This is a genomic window from Nonomuraea sp. CA-141351 (genome assembly GCF_050944675.1).
Classification (GTDB): domain Bacteria; phylum Actinomycetota; class Actinomycetes; order Streptosporangiales; family Streptosporangiaceae; genus Nonomuraea.
Genome location: NZ_CP191982.1, coordinates 10,181,682 through 10,196,915, shown reverse-complemented (window position 1 = coordinate 10,196,915; position 15,234 = coordinate 10,181,682). Strand labels below are relative to the sequence as shown.

The 15,234-nt window shown below is 70.1% G+C and carries 13 protein-coding genes and 1 pseudogene; 8 read left to right on the top strand and 6 right to left on the bottom strand.

Going from position 1 to position 15,234, the window contains the following annotated elements:
* Positions 1–9: 9 nt before the first annotated feature.
* The 7 genes from ACQPWU_RS47780 (at position 10) to ACQPWU_RS47750 (ending at position 9,052) form a co-directional block, all read left to right on the top strand.
* Positions 10–1,323 (top strand): serine hydrolase domain-containing protein, encoded by a 1,314-nt coding sequence (locus ACQPWU_RS47780; protein ID WP_433432832.1) that lies wholly within the window; start codon positions 10–12, stop codon positions 1,321–1,323.
* On the top strand, positions 1,316–2,158 hold the full coding sequence (locus ACQPWU_RS47775) for a serine hydrolase (protein WP_433432830.1): 843 nt from the start codon (positions 1,316–1,318) through the stop codon (positions 2,156–2,158). The genes ACQPWU_RS47780 and ACQPWU_RS47775 overlap by 8 nt, the downstream gene beginning before the upstream one ends.
* 29 nt (positions 2,159–2,187) lie before the next feature.
* Positions 2,188–3,777 carry a PucR family transcriptional regulator gene (locus tag ACQPWU_RS47770; RefSeq protein ID WP_433432829.1) on the top strand — a complete coding sequence of 530 codons (1,590 nt, stop codon included), beginning with the start codon at positions 2,188–2,190 and terminating at the stop codon, positions 3,775–3,777.
* A gap of 97 nt (positions 3,778–3,874) precedes the next feature.
* Positions 3,875–5,455 carry an ABC transporter substrate-binding protein gene (locus ACQPWU_RS47765; RefSeq protein ID WP_433432827.1) on the top strand — a complete coding sequence of 527 codons (1,581 nt, stop codon included), beginning with the start codon at positions 3,875–3,877 and terminating at the stop codon, positions 5,453–5,455.
* Complete coding sequence (locus tag ACQPWU_RS47760) at positions 5,455–6,462, top strand: ABC transporter permease (RefSeq protein WP_433432825.1); 1,008 nt, start codon at positions 5,455–5,457, stop codon at positions 6,460–6,462. Before ACQPWU_RS47765 ends, ACQPWU_RS47760 begins: the two co-directional genes overlap by 1 nt.
* The gene (locus ACQPWU_RS47755) at positions 6,462–8,378 is read left to right on the top strand and encodes a dipeptide/oligopeptide/nickel ABC transporter permease/ATP-binding protein (RefSeq protein WP_433432823.1); all 1,917 of its coding nucleotides are present in this window, start codon (positions 6,462–6,464) and stop codon (positions 8,376–8,378) included. Before ACQPWU_RS47760 ends, ACQPWU_RS47755 begins: the two co-directional genes overlap by 1 nt.
* Positions 8,375–9,052 carry an ABC transporter ATP-binding protein gene (locus tag ACQPWU_RS47750; protein WP_433432821.1) on the top strand — a complete coding sequence of 226 codons (678 nt, stop codon included), beginning with the start codon at positions 8,375–8,377 and terminating at the stop codon, positions 9,050–9,052. Before ACQPWU_RS47755 ends, ACQPWU_RS47750 begins: the two co-directional genes overlap by 4 nt.
* On the opposite strand, the gene menC is transcribed toward ACQPWU_RS47750, so the two are convergent.
* The 6 genes and pseudogenes from menC to ACQPWU_RS47720 form a co-directional block, all read right to left on the bottom strand.
* On the bottom strand, positions 9,042–10,142 hold the full coding sequence (gene menC, locus ACQPWU_RS47745) for an o-succinylbenzoate synthase (RefSeq protein ID WP_433432819.1): 1,101 nt from the start codon (positions 10,140–10,142) through the stop codon (positions 9,042–9,044). The two genes, ACQPWU_RS47750 and menC, sit on opposite strands and share 11 nt — an antisense overlap.
* Positions 10,139–10,903: a GNAT family N-acetyltransferase gene (locus ACQPWU_RS47740; protein ID WP_433432817.1), complete on the bottom strand. Its 765-nt coding sequence runs from the start codon at positions 10,901–10,903 to the stop codon at positions 10,139–10,141. Before ACQPWU_RS47740 ends, menC begins: the two co-directional genes overlap by 4 nt.
* Positions 10,904–11,688: 785 nt before the next feature.
* Positions 11,689–11,823, bottom strand: coding sequence for an MFS transporter small subunit (locus tag ACQPWU_RS47735; protein WP_433432815.1), 135 nt, complete (start codon positions 11,821–11,823; stop codon positions 11,689–11,691).
* Entirely contained in the window at positions 11,820–12,239 is a 420-nt protein-coding gene (locus tag ACQPWU_RS47730; RefSeq protein ID WP_433445468.1) for an acetamidase/formamidase family protein, read from the bottom strand. Before ACQPWU_RS47730 ends, ACQPWU_RS47735 begins: the two co-directional genes overlap by 4 nt.
* Before the next feature lie 341 nt (positions 12,240–12,580).
* Positions 12,581–12,745 (bottom strand): annotated as a pseudogene (locus ACQPWU_RS47725) (ATP-binding cassette domain-containing protein); the annotation flags it as partial.
* Positions 12,746–12,876: 131 nt separating this feature from the next.
* Complete coding sequence (locus ACQPWU_RS47720; protein ID WP_433445467.1) at positions 12,877–14,034, bottom strand: NAD(P)/FAD-dependent oxidoreductase; 1,158 nt, start codon at positions 14,032–14,034, stop codon at positions 12,877–12,879.
* Positions 14,035–14,241: 207 nt separating this feature from the next.
* On the opposite strand from ACQPWU_RS47720, the gene ACQPWU_RS47715 reads away from it, so the two are divergent.
* Positions 14,242–14,997: a FadR/GntR family transcriptional regulator gene (locus tag ACQPWU_RS47715; RefSeq protein ID WP_433432813.1), complete on the top strand. Its 756-nt coding sequence runs from the start codon at positions 14,242–14,244 to the stop codon at positions 14,995–14,997.
* The last annotated feature ends 237 nt before the right edge of the window (positions 14,998–15,234 follow it).

The window sequence follows — 15,234 nt, the reverse complement described above, 5'->3', positions numbered from 1 at the left end:
GAGATCAACATGGACCTGCGGGATCGCCTCGCCGAGGCGGCGCGCGAGCACGGCGTGCCCGGCGCGGCCGTCGCGGTGTGGCACGACGGTCGGCTGCACGAGGCCGCCACCGGCGTGGTCAACACGGCCACCGGTGTGGAGACGACGACGGACAGCGTGTTCCAGGTCGGCTCCACCACGAAGGTGTGGACGGCCGCGCTGGTCATGCAGCTCGTGGAGGACGGCCTGGCCGAGCTCGACAAACCGGTGGGGGAGTACCTGCCGGACTTCGCGTTCGGCGGCGTCACCGTCCGCCAGTTGCTGACGCACACGGCCGGCTTCGACGGCGACGTGTTCGAGGACACCGGGCGCGGTGACGACTGTCTGGACAAGTTCCTCGTCCACCTGCGCACCGCCGGGCACGTGCACGAGCCGGGTGAGCTGTTCTCCTACTGCAACGCCGGCTACTGCGTGCTCGGCGCGCTGGTGGCCAAGCTGCGCGGCGGCACCTGGGAGCAGGCGTTGCGCGAACGCCTGCTCACCCCCCTGGGCGCCACGCACGCGGCGCTGTTCGGCGAGGAGGCCGTGCTCTTCCGCGCGTCGGCGGGCCACGTCGGGCCGGACGCCGCCGTCTACCCCGGCTGGCAGATGCCCCGCTCCAACGCCCCGGCCGGCTCCACCATGTGCCTGGCACCGCGTGAACTGGTCGCGTTCGGCCGGGCGCTGGCGGCCGGCGGCCTGGCGCCGAACGGCACCCGGCTGCTGTCGGAGGAGTCGGTGGCCGCGATGCTCACGCCGCAGGTCCACGTGCCCGGTGGCGGTGGCGCGCTGTCCGACCGGTGGGGCCTCGGTGTGGAGCTGTTCGACTGGGGCGCGTTCGGCCACGACGGTGGCACGCCCGGGCAGAGCACGTTCTGGCGTGTCGTTCCCGAGTCGGACTTCTTCATCGCGATGAGCGGGAACGGCGGCTCGTTCTTCGGCCTCATGGCTGACGTGGCGCGACCGGTCATCGAGGAAGCGACCGCCCTGATGGTGCCCGCGGAGCCCCTGCCTCCGGAGGCGCCGAAGCCCGTGGACGGCACCCCGTACGCGGGCCTCTACACCGGCCCCCAACTCGGCTACGAGGTCGCCGCCGCCGGAGACGGCCTGGACGTCACGCTCATCCCCGGCCCCCTCATGGAGAGCATGGGCGCCGCCCGCACGACCACCCGGTACGTGCACCTTGACGGCGAGTCGTTCATCGCCATCGAGGCCGAGGGCGGCCGACACGATGTGGTCACGTTCGTGATGCGGGACGGGAAGGCCGCCTACCTGCACAACGGCCGTGCGGTGGCCCGTGCCTGACCTGCGGGCGGTGTTCGCCGAAGCGGGCGTGCGGGGCTTCTTGCACGCCAGAGAGGTGGACGGCGACGCCGAGATCGGGCTGGACCCGGACGAACCCGTCGTGCTCGCCTCGGTCTTCAAGATCGCGATCGCGCTGGAGTACGCCCGGCAGGCCGCCGCGGGCGAGATCGGCCGCACCGAGCGGCTCACCGTCACCGCGGCCGACAAGGACGGCGGCATCGGCACCTCCGGCTGCCTCGACGACGTGTCGCTCACCCTGCGCGACCTGGCCCACTTCATGATCACGATGTCCGACAACGCGGCGACCGACGTGCTGCTCCGCCGCGTCGGGCTCGACCGGGTCAACGGCACCCTCGCCGCGCTCGGGCTGCGCCGCACGCGGCTCATCGGCGGGTGCGCGGAGCTGTTCCAGCAGGTCACCGAGGACATCGGCGAGGACTGGGACGCCGCCACCCAGGACGAGCTGCGGGCCATGGCCGTACGCGACCCGGCCCGCACCACCGCCGGCACGCCGCGCGAGACCACGACGCTGCTGAGCCTCATCTGGCGCGACCAGGCCGGCTCTCCCGAGGCGTGCGCCGAGGTGCGGAAGGTCATGGGCGAGCAGATCTGGCCGCACCGGCTGGCCGCGGGCTTCCCCGACGAGGTGAAGGTGTCGGGCAAGACGGGCACCCTGTGGGGCATCCGCAACGAGTCGGGCGTCGTCGAGTACCCCGACGGCAAGCGGTACGCCGTCGCCGTGTTCGTACGCAGTGACGTCATTCGATCCCGCCTGCCCGCCGCGGACGCCGCCATCGGCCGCGCCGCCCGCCTGGCCGTTGACCGGCTACGCTGATGTCGGTTTTCGTGGACTATCGTGAGCGTGTGAGGACCCGTCCCCGTGCCAGCCTGGGACGAATCCTGCAGGACCTCGGCACCACCGTCCTCGACGTGGCAGCCTCACCCGGTGATCTCGACGCCGAGGTCACCGGCGTGCACATCTTCGATCCGCTCGACGAGCTGATCGTCCCGGCGGGTGGGATCCTGCTTGCGGTCGGCGTGCGGGGGGCCGCGGAGATCTGCTCACTCATCAAACTCGCGCCCGCCGCCGCAGGCGTCGTCGTGAAGCTGCCCGTGGACGTCGACGAGCAGGTCCGCGCCGCCGTGCTGGAGACCGGCGTCGCCGTGCTCGGCCTCACCAGGGCCGCCTCCTGGGCGCAGGTCGCCGCGCTGCTGCGTTCCCTGCTGGCCGAGGCCGACCTGGCCGAGCCCGAGCAAGGACCGCAGGGAGACCTGTTCTCGCTGGCCAACGCCGTCTGCGCGCTGCTCGATGCGCCCGTCACCATCGAGGACAGGTCGTCCCGGGTGCTTGCCTTCTCCGGCCGGCAGGACGAGGCCGACCCGGGCCGTGTGGAGACCGTCCTCGGCCGTCAGGTGCCCGAGCGCTACCTGCGGATGCTCGACGAGCGCGGCTTCTTCAAACAGCTCTACCAGAGTCGCGAGCCCATCTACATGGAGCTCGAGGACGAGGGTGTGATCAACCGGGCCGCCGTGGCCGTGCGCAGCGGCGACGAGATCCTCGGCTCCATCTGGGTGGCCGTGCGCGAGCCGCTCAGCGAGCAGCGGCAACGCGCGCTCGCCGACGCCGCCAAGATCGTCGCGCTGCAGTTGCTGCGGGAGCGGGCCGGGGCTGACACCCAGCGGCGCCTGCGCGCCGACCTGCTGTCCACCGTGCTGGCCGGCGGCGGCGACGCGCCCGAGGCGGCAGGGCGGCTGGGCATCGCCACCGCCCGGCTCTGCGTGCTGGCCGCCCAGCTCGTCTTGGAGGATGCCGCCGCCGACCCCGCCCGCGGCGAGAGCGATCGGCAGCGGTTCTGCGACGCGCTGGCGCTGCACGTCGCCGCCATCCACCCCAAGGCCGCCGCCGCGCTCGTCGGGTCCGTCGCGTACGCCGTGCTGCCGCTGCACTCGATGGGAGACGAGGAGGCGCGGGCCGTACGCGTGGCGGAGAGCTTCCTGGCCAGGGTCGGGCCCCGCCATGCCGCCAACATCGGCGTGGGCCGCCTGGCCGCCAACCTTTCGCAGGTGGCCAGGTCGCGCGCGGACGCCGACCGGGCGCTGCGCGTGCTGCGCGCCCGAGACACCACCGGTCAGGTCGCCGGCTACACGACCGTGCACTTCGAGTCGCTGCTGCTGCAGGTCGCCGACGTGGCCGCGGCCGAGGAGCAGACGCCCACCGGTCCCTATCAGCGGCTGCTCGACCACGACGCCGAGCACGGCACCGAGCTGGCACCCACCCTGCGGGCTTATCTCGACGCGTTCGGCGACGTCAACGCGGCCAGCGCCCGGGTGCACGTGCACGCCAACACCTTCCGCTACCGGCTCAAGCGCCTGGTCGAGATCAGCGGCCTCGACCTGTCCGACCCCGACGCCCGGCTCACCGCGATGCTGCAGATGCGGATCTTCGGTCGCTAGCACGAGCCTTCCCGGCTTTTTCGTGTGCAGGCACATAGAACCGGATCTGCGCAGGCAGGAAGGTTGTGCACACCCCCCGTGCTCGTCTGGAGTCCTCATGACAAAACCAGCAGTCGCGGCCCTCGCCGGGCTCGCTCTGCTCACGGCCGCGTGCGGAGGCACGACGAGCGGTCCCGAGCAGGGCAAGCCGGCCACGGGCGGCACCTTCACATTCGCGATCCCGGCCGACCCCGGGGCCCTCGACCCCGCCACGGCCGTGCTGACGGTCACCAACAACGTGCTGTCCCTCGCCTACGACACGCTCGTCTCCGTCGACGAATCGGGGAAGACCGTCCCCGCGCTGGCCGAGAAGTGGGATGTCAAGCCCAACTCGGTCACCTTCACCCTGCGCAAGGGCGTCACCTGCTCGGACGGCTCCCCGGTGACCCCCTCGAACGTGGCCGACAACGTCAATCACATCGCCGACCCCGCCACCAAGTCGCCCATCTACGGCGTGCTGGTGCCCGCGGGCATGAAGGCGAAGTCCGACGACGCCGCCGGCACCGTGACGCTGTCCACGCCCGAGCCGTTCAGCTTCATCCTGGAGAGCACGCGGGCGATGTTCATCGTCTGCGGCAAGGGGGTGAAGGACCGCGCCTCGATCGCCCGGGCCACCTCCGGCAGCGGGCCGTACCAGATCACCGAGGCCGTCCCCAGCGACCACTACACGTTCAAGGTCCGGCGCGACTACGCCTGGGGTCCCGCCGGCGCCACCGCCAAGGATCTGCCGGAGACGGTGGTGATGAAGGTCGTGCCGAACGAGCAGACCTCCGCCAACCTGCTCATCACCGGCTCCCTCAACGGTGCCGCCTTCAACGGTCCCGACCGCTCGCGCGTCGAGGCGTCCCCGAGCGTGACCAAGCAGTCGATCTCGGCGAGCAACGGCCAGTTCTTCTACCACCAGGGTGAAGACCGGCCTGCCCGCGACCCGGAGGTCCGCAAGGCCCTCACACAGGCGCTCAACCTCCAGGAGCTGGCCGGCATCGCCTCCGGCGGCACCGGCAAGCCGGCCACCGGCCTGGTCTTGGCGCCCCGTCCCTGCCAGGGCGACTCCGTCGCCGGGCACGTGCCCGGCTACGACGCCGCGGCCGCCGCGACCGCGCTCGACGCGGCCGGGTGGAAGCTGGGCGCCGACGGGTTCAGGGCCAAGGACGGCAAGCGGCTGAGCCTGCGCTACATGTACGCCACCACCCGCGGCCCCGGCTTCCAGGCCGCCGCCGAGTACATGGCCGAGGCGTGGAAGAAGCTCGGCGTCGAGGTGAAGCTGAACGGTGTGATCGACACGAAGCTGTCGGAGTCGCTCAACGCCACCCAGGACTGGGACGTTGTGTGGCTGCCGATCGGCGTCACCCTGCCCAGCCAGCTCGTCGGCTTCCTGTCGGGGCCGTCCGCCCCCAAGGGCGCCAACTTCGCCCACCTGGCCAACAAGCGCTACGAGGAGCTCGTCGCCAAGGCGAGCAAGCTCCCCGCCGCCCAGGCCTGCCCGCTGTGGCTGGAGTCGGAGTCGGCCCTGTTCGAAAACGCCGACCTGGTGCCCGTGGTGGACAACACGACACTGGTGGCAGCGAAGGGCGCCACGTTCACCACCACGGCCGGGGCCCTGGTGCCCACCTCGATCCGCCTCACGCAAGGAGACTAGTGAGCGACCCCCGGACCCCGGAGCATCCGGGCAGCAAAGCGGGGAGCACGGCTGCGCGAAGGACGCTTCGTACGGCCGTGCGCCGGATCGTGCGGTTCGCCGTGTCGCTGGCGGTGCTGCTGGTGGCGTCGTTCGCGATGATCCACCTCATCCCGGGCGACCCGGTGCGTGCCTCGCTCGGACCGGCCGCCCCGATCGAGCTGGTCGAGGCCCGAACGGCCGCGCTCGGTCTCGACCGCCCCCTGCCGGAGCAGTTCATCACGTACGTCGGCAACGTCCTGACCGGTGACTTCGGCACGTCCTTCCTGACGGGGGAGGCGGTGGGCGACGTCATCGCGGCCCGCCTGCCGAACACCCTGACCCTGGCCCTCCTGGCCACCGCCGTGGCGCTGATCGTGGCGGTGCCGCTCGGCATGTGGGTCGCCGTACGCACCGAGAACGGCCGCAATCGCGGCACCGACCTGGCCTTCGGCACGGTCACCGGCACCGCCGTGGCAGTGCCCGAGTTCCTGTACTCGATCGCGCTGGTGGCCGTGCTGGCCGTCAGCCTCGGCTGGTTTCCGCCCGCAGGCAAGGCCGGGCCGCTCACGTACGTGCTGCCCGTCGCAGCCCTGTCGGCCGGGCCGATCGCCATGATCGCCCGGATCACCCGCGTCGAGACCCTGCGAGAGCTGGGGACCGACTACGTGCGCCTGGCCCGCGCCAAGCGGCTGCCCACGGCCCGGCTCCACCTGCGGCACGTGCTGCCCAACACCCTCACGGCCACCCTGACCGTGGGCGGCCTGCTGCTGACCTCGCTGATCGCCGGCAGCGTCCTGGTCGAGTACGTCTTCGCCTGGCCCGGACTCGGTCTGAAGATCGTCGAGTCGATCACGCAGAAGGACTACCCGGTCGCGCAGGCCGTGATCCTCGTGTACGGCGCCATCGTGCTGATCGTGAACCTCGTCGTGGACCTGGTGCTCGGCGCGCTCGATCCCACTTCGGAGATCAAGGAGGTCTCGGCCTGATGCGGGCCAGGACGGCACCGGACGGCCCTCGGGCCGTGGACGGCGGCGCGGAGAAGGAGAACGGCATGCCATCCGAGCGCGCGAAGAAAGGGGCGAGGCCCCGGGATAGCGTGTGGCGCAGTGCCCCCGCGCTGATCGGCGGCGTGCTGGTGCTGCTCATGGCGGTGCTGGCCGTGGCCGGGCCCATCATCTGGGGTGAGGCCGCAGAACGCATCGACGCCGGCGCCATCCTCCAGGGCGCCTCCGCCGAACACCCGCTCGGCACCGACAACCTGGGCCGGGACCTGCTCGCCCGGGTCCTGGTGGCGGGCCGTTACTCGCTGGCGCTGGCGATGGCGGCCACGCTCATCGGCGCCGTCGGGGGCATCCTGCTCGGCGCGCTCCCGTCCGTGCTGCCCCGCCGGGCCGCCCGGATGGTCACCGGCGCGGTCAACGCCCTGATGGCCTTCCCCGGCCTGCTGCTGGCCATGTTCACGGCGGTGGCCAGCGGGCTCGGCGCGCGCGGTGCGGTGCTCGGAATAGGCGTGGCTATCGCGCCCGGCTTCGCTCGGCTCACCCAGACCCTGGCAGCCTCGGTCGCCGGCGCCGACTACGTGGCCGCGGCCCGCATGCTCGGCGTGCCCCGCCGCCGCATCCTCGCCCGGCACATTCTGCCCAACATCGCCGAACCGCTCATCCTCAACCTCGCCCAGTCGCTCGGTGGCGCGCTGCTCGGCCTGGCCGGCATGTCGTTCCTGGGCCTCGGCGTGCAGCCGCCGGACTTCGACTGGGGGCGCCTGCTGTTCGACGGGTTCGCGCGGATCTACGTCACTCCCGTGGTCGCGCTCGGTCCCGCGGCGGCCGTGGCACTGGCCGGCATCGGCTTCAACCTGCTGGGCGACACCCTGGCCAGGGCCGCCGCCCGCTCCTCGGCCGGGCAGCACGATACCGTCCGCCCTGAGCCGCCGGAACCCGCTGGAGAGCCGGACCCGGACGCCGTCCTCGAGGTCCGCGACCTGACCGTCTCGTTCCCGGGCGGCTCGACCCCCGTGCGCGGGCTGTCTCTGACCGTGGCGCCGGGGGAGATTGTCGGCCTGGTGGGGGAGTCCGGCAGCGGCAAGAGCCTGACCGCCGCCGCCATCGGCGGCCTCGTTCCCTATCCCGGCTCAGTGACGTACGGCCGACTGCGCCTCAGTGGCGCCGACGTCGCCACCATGTCCGGCAAGGAACTGGGCACCGCGCTCGCCATGGTGTTCCAGGACCCGATGGCCTCGCTCAACCCCGCGCTGAAAGTCGGCGGCCAGCTCGCCGAGGTGGCCGTCGTCCATCAGGGCGCGAGCCGCGCGGATGCCCGCCGCCGCGCCGTCGACCGGCTGGGCCACGTCCAGCTGCCCGACCCCGCCAAGCACGCCGCCCAGCATCCGCACGAGCTGTCCGGCGGCATGCGCCAGCGCGCGGTCATCGCCATGGGCCTCATGGGCACGCCACGCCTGATCATCGCCGACGAGCCCACGACCGCTCTCGACGTGACCGTGCAGCGGCAGATCCTGCGGCTGCTGCGCGAGGTCGTCGAGGAGACGGGCGCGGCCCTGCTGTTCATCTCCCACGACATCGCCGTCGTCGGCGAGCTGTGCGACCGCGTCGTCGTCATGTACGCAGGTCGTGTGGTCGAGGAACTGCCCGCAGACCGGCTTGCCGACGGTGCCGTGCACCCCTACACCAAGGCGCTCATCGCGTCCCTGCCCGACCTCGACACCGACCGGAGCCGTCCGTTGGCCGGCATCCCCGGCACCCAGCCGGCCCCGGCGCAGGTCGGCATGGGCTGCGCGTTCGCCGACCGGTGCTCGCTCGCCACCGAACAATGCCGGACGCAACGTCCCGAACTCGTCGTCCATGGCCCGCGGCAGCGGGTCGCCTGCTGGGAGGTCACCTCGTGAGGATCGAAGGGCTGACCGTGCGCTACGGCGGCTTCACCGCGGTCGACGACGTCACCCTGGAGATCCCCGAGGGCCACGTCGTCGGCCTCGTCGGCGAGTCGGGATCGGGCAAGTCGTCGCTGGCCAAGGCCGTGAGCCGGCTCGTGCCCTACACGGGTGGGATCGAGGGCGCGTCGCGGGTCCAGATGGTCTTCCAGGATCCGTACGCGTCGTTGGACCCGCGTATGACGATCGGCGAGACGGTCGGGGAGGGCGTCGAGAAGCGCCGTCGTGCCACGGAGGTGCCGCGGCTGCTCGGCCTTGTCCAGCTGCCCGCCGAGCTGGCCGCGCGTTACCCGCGCGAGCTGTCGGGCGGTCAGCGGCAGCGGGCGGCGATCGCCCGCGCCCTGGGCGGGGACCCCGCCCTGCTGGTGGCCGACGAGATCACCGGCTCGCTCGACGTGTCGGTCCAGGGAGCGGTGCTCAACCTGGTCCGCGGGCTGCGCGACGAACTCGGACTGTCGATGTTGTTCATCTCGCACAATCTGGCTGTCGTCCGGTACGTCGCCGACACAATAGCCGTCATGCACCACGGCCGGATCGTCGAGCACGGACCCGCCGAGCAGGTTGTCGGTGAGCCGGCACATGACTACACGCGCGCGCTGCTGGCGGCGGTGCCACGGCTCAGAGGGTGATCCACTCGGTGGAGGTGGTCACCTCGTCGAGCACCTCCGGGATCGGCGCGACGCCGAGTCCGGGGCCGGTCGGCACCTCCAGGTGCCCGTCCGCCAGCTCGAACGGCTCGGTGATGTCGGTGGCGTAGTAACGCCGCGAGCCCGAGGTGTCGCCCGGCAGCCTGAACCCGGGCAGCGCCGCGAGCGCCACGTTCGCGGCCCGGCCGAGCCCGGTCTCCAGCATGCCGCCGCACCAGACGGCGATACCGTTGGCTCGGCACAGGTCATGGACGCGGCGCGCTTCGAGGTAGCCGCCGAGCCGGCCCGGCTTGATGTTGATGATGGAGCAGGCGCCGAGGGCGATCGCCGCCGCGGCGTGCTCCGCCGACTCGATCGACTCGTCCAGGCAGATGGGCGTCTTGAGCTGCTTGGCCAGTTTGGCGTGCTGGACGAGGTCGTCGTTGGCCAGCGGCTGTTCGATGAGCAGCAGGTCGAAGGCGTCCAGACGGGCCAGCCGACGGGCGTCGGTGAGGGAGTAGGCGGCGTTGGCATCCACCTGGAGCAGCAGGTCGTCGCCGAACCGCTCGCGCACCGCGCGCACGGGCTCGACGTCCCAGCCGGGTTCGATCTTCAACTTGATGCGGACGTAGCCATCGTCGAGGTAGCCCGCCACGGCGTCGAGAAGTTCCGGGATCGAGTCCATGATGCCGACCGACACCCCGCAGGGCACTCGGGTCTTCGCCGCGCCGAGGAACCGGCCGAACGACTCCCCGGACGCCCGCAGCTGTGCGTCGAGTACGGCAGTCTCCAGGGCGGCCTTGGCCATGCGGTGACCCTTGATCGGGGCGAGCGCCCGGGCGACGTCGTAGACGCCGAGCGTCTTGGGGAGGGCGGGCAGCAGGAAGCGGCGGATCACCTCGGCCGCGCCGTCGGCGTACTCGGAGGAGTAGAGCGGCTCCGCCATGGCCACGCACTCTCCCCACCCCTCGCCGTCCGGGGTGATCACCCTGACCAGCAGGATGTCGCGAGAGGTCTCCGTGCCGAACGAGGTACGGAACGGCGCCACCAGCGGCATCGCGATCCGCCGCAGCTCTACTCCAGTGATCTTCACACTCTCTCCACTACATAGCAGGACTTCTCGCAGAACCTGGTCACCTGACGGCCTTCGGCCATCAGGTCTCCCAGCACCTCGCGGACGGCGTGGCGCCAGGCCTTAGCCGTGCCCGGATCGGTCCGCCGCAACGCCTCGATGTCGGCGGGCAGACCGACCAGCACCGTCGCCGCGTCGGCGCGTCCGACGACTGGCCGCCCGCCTTCGTCCGCGAGCGCCACGACGGCGTCCTCTGGCATCGGCGTGACGTACGGCTCGCGGCGTGCGAGTGCTTCGACGTGGGGTGCGGTGAGCGGCCAGGAGACGAACAGGCGGTCGGAATCGTCGCCCTGGTTGATGGCGTCTTCCATGATGCCGTAGAAGCAGGGCAGGTACTCCTGGGGGTGAGCGCCGAGTTTGGCCAGGTTGAAGTGCGCGTTGCGGCGTACGAGAGGGTCGTAGGTCCAGGTGATGCGCTCCAGGCCGCGATCCAGGGCCCAGCGCCGCTGGTGTAGCTTTAGCTCCAGCCCGACGCCCCGCTGCGCCGTCGTGCCGGTGATGTGGGAGTGCAGCGCGCCGCCCGCGGCGAAGAACCCGACCGAGCCGCCGACGAGCCGGTCACCGTCGAAGGCCCCCGCCACGTAATTGCCGGCATGCGAGAACGCACACATCAGTTCGAGCGTGACGGGCGGGTCGCCGCGTTCGAAGTGCCAGATCTCGTTGTACAGCTCAAGGAGCCGCTCGAACTCCGCGATCTCATGGAGCTCCCTGACCGCGATCAACTTACCGCCTTTCCTCCTGGATGTTCACTGGCGACGGTATGCCATGGTGCGGTCGGCGTATTCGTGCCGGACCACCAAGAGGAGGCGCGCGTTCGTCGAAGCGCACGGGACGGGCTCCGGGCGTCCCGTGCGTCACAGGTCGCCGAACCGCTCCGAGGCCTCGGCCGGCGCGTGGCCGAGCACTCTCAGAGCACGATGATCTTCTTCAGCCCGATGGCCAGCCGGCCGGTCACCCCGGTGCCGACCGCCTGCCCCACAGGCTCTGGGCGAAAGCCGTATAGTGCGTGAACTCGCCGTCCGTGCCCGCTCGAGAGCAGGAAGAACGGAGTTCCCCCATGCCGGTGGAAGCGCTGCGGGTCCAGCGGCTCCCCAAGAGAGGGCCGGGGACGCCGTGACGATGACACGGGACGCGCGGAAGTTTCCACATGCCGGCGAGAGGACGCCTGCCTGCGGTAGTCCTTGGGACTGACTCCGTACGCGGCATGGAAGGCGTCAAAGGCGCGGCCTCTACGGGAGATCTTGAAGGAGCAGGGCATCGATCCGTCTCCCGCACGGGCGGCCACCAACTGGGCCGCGTTCCATTACCTCGTCGGGATGGGCGGAGCCGGGCGGGCGGCGTTGTCGCTGTGTCATGCCCGCTTCGTGAGGGCACGCCAGAAGGCGTCGAAGGGGGAGCACTTGCTCTCCCGGAAACATGATGTATCGGCGCTATCCCGGGATGGGTGGGCCGACGTAGGTGGTCCAATCCGCGTGAGGTTCGCCGCCTTCTTGTGTCGTGGCCCGGGTCAACCGCTGAAGAGATGACCGAGCTTCAGCAGCAACTCGTAGACGCCGTAGGCGAAGGGCAGGCTCACCCAGGCCCAGGCCAGGAGCATCAGGGGAATGCGGCCTGATGCTCCGCCGTGCTGGTCTGCCATCATGATCCTCTTTGTGTGGTGGCCACGGTGTCCTGTCCGCCGACCCCCGTGGCCTGAGGTTCGTGGAACTTGGCGTTCACGGGACGGATCAGCTCGTTGGCCAGGAAGCCGATCGCCTGCAGCGCGATCATGATGTAGAGGGATGTCGTGTAGAGGGCGGGGCCCGTCTTGCCGGCGGCCTTCTGAGAGTCGGCAATGGCGTTCACGATCAGCGGGCTGGCGTGCGGTGTGCTGGTGCCCTGTGGCACGCGGGCCGGGCCGGATGCGCTGGGACGGACGTCGAAGTCGAAGATCGCGGTTGGCAGGTAGACGGTGGCGCAGGAGTTGGGGATGTCCACGACCCCCGACATCCGGCCCTCGATAGGTGCGGCCCCGAGCAACAGGTATGCCTGCTCGGGGCTGTAGCCGAACGTCGTCAGGTAGTCGATTCATCCTCGGTCAGGGCTCGGTCCGCTTCAACCTCCAAGGCGTGGATCAGGCCACCGCTGCCCGCGTTCGCGAGGAGCTTCGGGCCGGACTCGAGGCCTACGAACATCCGGGCGGAGTTCGCATCCGCGGCTCCGTATGGCTGGTGAGCGCCGTCCGTCCCTGAACGCCAGGCCGGCCGCGTGCAGGCCGGGGTCCAGCTCGCATCTCCCCGCGAAGTCGAGGAGGCGCTCGTCGAAGCCGCCGACGTACAGCAGGCGCAGGGCGATCACAGACATGCGGTGGCGTCGCGACATCATCTGGGCGGTCAGCTCGTCGACCTGCTTGGACAGCGCGTACTCTGGTCGATGGTCTCCAGCCGGTTTATCGTGCGGCAGAGCGTCGACTTCCCCGACCCCGAGCGGCCGATGAGAACGACCACCTCTCCGCGGTCGATACACAGGTTGATGTCGCGCAGCACGTACAGGGAGCCGTAGTGCTTCTTGACATGATCCAGCACGATCAGGGGACCAGGCACCCGTGTCGAGGCCGGCTGCGGAGGATTTCCTCCGGCGATCGACTTCGATGTCATCACGTCTTCCGATCTGAAGGCAGAGGGTGGTCATGACGTCCGCTCCGTGAGTGCCGGCGTCAGCGGATGGACAGCTCGCGGTACGGCGAGTTGCTGATGATCCGGGCCAGACCCATGCGCGTCAGATCGAGCGTCTGGAAGCTACCCGTCACGATGAGCTCGGTGAGGGCCCGGCCGACGGCTGGCGCGTGCATGAGCCCGTGGCCGGAGAAGCCGGTCGCGAAGTAGTAGTTGTCGAGCCGGCCGGACCAGCGGTCGAGGATCATGTTCCCGTCGAGGCGGTTCTGGTCGTACAAGCCGGCCCAGGTGGAGACGAGCTTGAGTTGGTCTGTGGCAGGTACGCGTTCGACCAGGGCGGGCCACACGACGTCCTCGAAGTAGGACGGGTCGATACTCAGGTCGAAGCCGGCTGGGGCGTCGAAGTCGACCAGCGCCGCGGTGAGGCCGACGCTCTCCGGGCGGACGGCGAGCCCGGCCGGATCCTTGATGAAGGGGTATCCGGTGAAGTCCGTCTTGGTCTCGACGTAATGGTCGTACCGCCGCATCGGCTCGACCGGCAGATGCAGGCCGAGCTGAGCCGAAAGACCGGGGCCCCAGACGCCGGCCACGTTGACGAAGCTTTCGCCCTCGACGGTGCCGCCCGACTCCAGCCGCACCGCGGTGACGCGTCGTTGCGCGGTCTCGAATCCGACGGCCCGGCCTTTGATCATCGTTGCTCCGAGCCGCCGGGCCCTGCTGGTCATCCCCCGCAGGAAGCTGTGTGGATCCAGCCAACCGTCTCCCGGCGAGAGGATCGCGGCGCCCAGGTCCTCGGTGTGAAGGTGCTCGTAGAGCTCCCTCAACCGCTCCGGCTCGAGCCATTGTGCGTCGACTCCGAGGCGGACATGCTGCTCGTAGTCCAGGCGCAGCTGCTCTGCGCGGCTGGTGCCGGCGACGAACAGGTAACCCTGCCTGCGCCAGGCGAGGTCCGGTACATCGTTGCCCTCGACGCTGCCGTCTGGGGCGGTCCAGGTGCTCCAGCGGTCGATGATCTCGTGCGTGTACTGGGACATCAGCACGTTCTCCGGTCGGGTGAACAGCTGACGGATCCCTCCGCTTGCCGCCGACGACGCCGCGAGCTCGTGACTGGGGTCGGGTTCGATCACCGCGACCGTGAGGGAGGGTTCGGCTTCGAGGAGGTGCCACGTGGTGGCTGCTCCGACGACACCCCCGCCGATGATGACGACGTCGAAATGCCTTGTACTGATGGCTCTCTCCTCTTGGCTCGCTCAATGTGGGTGACCCAATCATCCAATTACCAGTCACGTCAAGGCTTTGTGGAGTATCTTCTCGCTTGAATGATCGCCTCGATCTGTGGGATTCGCCCCGTTGGCAGGGCCGCTGACGCTGTAGGGTTGCCTCATGTGGTGGATTGGAAACCCCAATTGAGCGCGGCAGCTTCCGAGCGCCCCTCGGCTCTGCGGCTCGAGCCGACCCAGCGCAGGTATGAGCTCGTCGTGGAGCGCGTCCTGGAACTCGTCGACGCCCAGGGCCTGTCCCCCGGCCAACCGCTGCCAACCGAACGAGAGCTCGCCGACCTCTTCGGGGTCAGCAGGAACGTCGTCCGCCAAGCCTTCGGTGTGCTCGAGGAGAGAGGCATCATCCGGACCGTCCGCGGATCGGGACGCTACCTGCGCGACCAGAGCGCCCAGACCGCCGACGAACACACCGGGTCGCGCGCCTCACTCGAGGTCGCGTCGATCGCTGACGTCCTCGAAGCCCGCGCCCTTGTCGAGGTCGAGGTGACGGTCCTGGCCTGCGAACGCCGCACGGCCGAGCAGGCCAACCAGCTCCTGCTTCTCAGCAGCAGACTCACCTCATGGGAGGACAACCTGGCGTTCCACACGGCCGTCGCCGCTGCCACGCAGAACTTCATGCTGGAACGGCTCGTCCGTGAACAGGCCAAGCTCGCCGGGGAGCTCCACATCCGAGACCGCTACACCGACCCCGACGAGCTCGAGCGAATGCGACACGAACATCGCGCGATAGCGGAGGCGATCATGGCCAGAGACGCCGAGGCCGCGCGGGCCCTTTCGCGAAGGCACCTCACGAGAACACGCGATCTGGTCTTCGAATCCCTGCGACCCGTGAACAGGGCTCAGTCTGGATCCACCGCTGGGGATCTGACGAAAGAACTGTGAAATTAGGGAGAGGCGCCCTTTGACCTGGGATGATGGGAGTGCTCTATGCTTTCAGCCGCCCAGCCGGAAGGACACCTCGTAAGTGCGTTGCGATATGAAGCCGTTCGTGGCGATTGGCTATGTCCGTCTGGAGGTCGGCGATGCCGAGAACGTAGCCCGCGTCAGTGTCTGAGACGCGCCGTATCACTTCCGGCTCTCTACGGAACGGTTCTCCCGCCACCGCTGCACCGCTGTTTG